Source organism: Deltaproteobacteria bacterium GWC2_65_14 (assembly GCA_001797615.1).
GTDB lineage: Bacteria > Desulfobacterota > Deferrimicrobia > Deferrimicrobiales > Deferrimicrobiaceae > GWC2-65-14.
In genome coordinates, this window is the sequence record MGPV01000046.1 from 15,629 (window position 1) to 18,113 (window position 2,485).

General features: G+C 69.9%; 1 protein-coding gene and 1 pseudogene (1 of these 2 only partly in view). One reads left to right on the plus strand and one right to left on the minus strand.

The genetic code is table 11. The annotated features are described in order from the left end of the window. Window positions 1-502: pseudogene (locus A2X88_08715) on the minus strand (deoxyhypusine synthase) (it extends 594 nt beyond the left edge of the window). A 171-nt stretch (window positions 503-673) separates the two neighbouring features. Here A2X88_08715 and A2X88_08720 point away from each other — a divergent pair. Then, the gene (locus tag A2X88_08720; GenBank protein ID OGP33699.1) at window positions 674-2,272 is read left to right on the plus strand and encodes a nif-specific transcriptional activator NifA; all 1,599 of its coding nucleotides are present in this window, start codon (window positions 674-676) and stop codon (window positions 2,270-2,272) included. Window positions 2,273-2,485: the final 213 nt, after the last annotated feature.

A 2,485-nucleotide genomic window follows, 5' to 3' on the forward strand; every position in this document is an offset into this window, starting at 1 on the left:
CGATCCGGTGGTGGAACTCCGCGGTCCCCATCTCCGTCTGGAACTCCTCCTCCTCGAGGATCCGCCGGAAGAAGGCGTCCGTGTCGAGCAGGACGTTGTACTCGAACAGGATGTCGTAGATGCGGACGACCCCCTCCTCGTGGAGATCCCGGTCGTCGAGGAACGGGGAGCCGGCGTGCAGCTTCATCCCCAGCCCGAAGTGGGCGTCGTGGTAGAGGTTCGCACCGGTCGAGACGATCCAGTCGACGAACCCCGACCGGATCAGCGGGACCACGCAGGAGACGCCGATCCCCGCCGGGGTGAGCGCTCCCGACAGGGAGAGGCCGACCGTCACGTTCTCCACGAGCATCTTCTCCACGAGAAGCCTCGCCCCCTCGCGAAGCCTCCCCGCGTTGTACGCGAGGAAGTGGTTCTCGACGAGCGCCGCCGCCCCGATCCCCCGGCCGATGGCCGGGGGCAGGATCCGCGGACCGCGGAGGTATCGCGACGTCTTCTTCCCCATGCTTCCCCCCCTGTCGTTTCCGGCGGCCGCCCGCCCCCGGCCATTCCGCCGGCTCGAGCAGCGTCTTTCCCGCGAAGAGAAGTGGTTTTCCGGAATCCACCGCATTATACCTTCGGATGAGTCGCCCGACGATACTGGATGCTTCCGCCCCCGACACGGTATACTTTCCGCGTGGCCGACCGCAGATCCCCCGAAAAGGCGGAACTCTCCGCCATCTACGAGGTGGGGAAGATCCTCACCTCCGCGCAGAACCTCTCGCGGGGGATGGGGACCTCCCTGCGGACCCTCCAGAGCCTCCTCGGCTTCGACCGGGCGGCGATCCACCTTCCCGATCCCGCCACCCGGGAGATCCGGATGGAGGTCGCTTCCGGCTACTCCGCGGAGGAGCGGGGGCGGGCCCGCTACGTCTGGGGGGAAGGGATCGTCGGCAAGACGATGAAGTCGGGAAGCCCGATCGCCATCCCGGACGTCCGGCAGGAGCCCTCCTTCCTCGACAAGACGAAGGCCCACGGGAAGACCCCCACGGAGCCGCTCTCCTACATCTGCGTCCCGATCAAGATCGGCAGCGAGGTCCTCGGGGTCCTCACCGCGGAGCGGATCGGCAGGGCGGGGACGCAGGCGCTGGAGGCCGACGCCCGGACCCTCACGGTGGTCGGCTGCCTCATCGGGCAGGCGCTGAAGATGCACGCCGCGATCGACCGCCTCCAGGAGGAGTTCCAGCGGCAGCGGCAGGAGTTCGAGAAGAAGATCCGAAAGACCTACCGGATCGAGAACATCGTCGGGCAGAGCAAGCGGATGCAGGAGGTCTTCGGCGCCGTGACGCGGGTCGCCCCCTCCCGGGCCACCGTCCTGCTGCGGGGGGAGAGCGGGACCGGGAAGGAGATGATCGCCCGGGCGATCCACCTCGCGGGCCCGCGCGCGGAGCACCCCCTCGTGACGGTCAACTGCGCCGCCCTCCCGGAGACCCTGCTCGAATCCGAGCTCTTCGGGCACAAGCGGGGCGCCTTCACGGGGGCGGTCGAGGAGCGGAAGGGGCGCTTCGAGGAGGCGGACGGGGGGACGGTCTTCCTCGACGAGATCGGGGACATCCCGCTCCCGACGCAGGTGAAGCTGCTGCGTGTCCTGCAGGATCGGAAATTCGAGCGGCTCGGGGAGAACCGGACCCGCTCCGTGGATGTGCGGATCATCGCCGCCACCAACGCCGACCTCGAGCGGAGGATCGGGGAGGGGCAGTTCCGGGAGGACCTCTTCTACCGCCTGAACGTGATCCCGATCCACCTTCCCCCGCTGCGGGACCGGCGGGAGGATATCCTCCTCCTCGCGGAGCACTTCCTGGAGCGGTTCAACCGGGAGCACGGCAAGAACGTCTCCTTCGCCCCCGACGCGCTCGACGCCCTGTCCGGATACCGGTGGCCCGGGAACGTCCGGGAGCTGGAAAACCTCGTCGAGCGGGCGGTGGTGATGGCGCGCTCTCCTCTCGTCGGGCTCACCGACCTCCCCCGCTCGGTCCGCGTCTCCTCGCTGGGGATGCCGGTCGAGCCGCCGCCCCCTCCCCCCGCCGGTGGCGGCTCCCCTCTCCGCAAGGGGGCCGAAACGACGGCCTCCCCTTCCCGGGCGGAGCAGCTGCTCGCGCTCGAGAAGGAGGAGCTGCGCAAGGCGCTCGAGGCGACCGGCTGGGTGATCGCCCGGGCCGCCCGTCTGCTCGGGTGGACACCCCGGCAGGTCGCCTACAAGATGAAGAAGCACTCCCTCTCCTCCCCCTGGAAGTAGCGCCCCGTCGCGGTGGCGCCTGGGACCGGCTCCGCCGCCTCGGAGGGGGGCTTCGCTTCGACCGCCCTCCGCCCGCGGATCATTCTTTTTATCTCCGCTCATCCCCCCTCCTTCGGCTGGCTCCGCCCATGATGCGCCCCGTCGCGGTGGCGCCCGGGACTGGCTCCGCCGCCTCGGAGGGGGGCTTCGCTTCGCCCGCCCTCCGCCCCCGGT